Annotated in this window: 1 protein-coding gene; it reads right to left on the bottom strand. The window is 37.2% G+C overall.

The annotated features are described in order from the left end of the window. Positions 1-133: 133 nt before the first annotated feature. Positions 134-502: a four helix bundle protein gene (locus tag NGM62_RS18365; protein WP_262249752.1), complete on the bottom strand. Its 369-nt coding sequence runs from the start codon at positions 500-502 to the stop codon at positions 134-136. Positions 503-575 lie beyond the last annotated feature (73 nt).

Consider the following 575-nt stretch of genomic DNA (forward strand, 5'->3'; position numbering starts at 1 on the left):
AGTTGACGGGTTGTTTTTACTCGATAATTGTCAATTGTTAATTGTCAATTGTTAATTATCTTAAACAATCTGTTGCTTAGTTGACGGCTTGTTTTTACTCGATAATTGTTAATTGTCATTTGTCTTAAACGACCTATTGCTTCGTTGACGGGTTGTTTTTGCTCGATAAAATTATCCGTGTTATCAATTTAATCAGTTCGGTGGCCTCCACATGAAGCCCTTCAAATTCATGCGTAGTTAAAAATGACGATGCATGGAGTAATTCCAACCAATACAAGGTTTCATTACACTCTTTTTGAGCAATGCCCAGCTTATGGACGAAGTCGGCTTTACTTTCCGCTTGCTCCGCTTCACGATACAATGCACCTATTGCCGTTCCTGACCGAAGCAACTGCTTACTCATCACAAATTCACGCTTTTCCGAAACCAGGTATTTATAGGTATTCACAACCTGTATCGCAAAAGCAAAGCTTTTATCTTTCAATGCATTAGGTCTGTTCATTTTTAACCATTAACCATTGACCATTAACCATTAACCATTGACCATTAACCATTAACCATTAACCATTAACCAT

The sequence above is a fragment of the Parapedobacter soli genome (assembly GCF_025460835.1).
GTDB lineage: Bacteria > Bacteroidota > Bacteroidia > Sphingobacteriales > Sphingobacteriaceae > Parapedobacter > Parapedobacter soli.

Coding starts and splice junctions, on each gene's coding strand:
- NGM62_RS18365 (WP_262249752.1), bottom strand. CDS start 502: ATGAACAGACCTAATGCATTGAAAGATAAAAGCTTTGCTTTTGCGATA.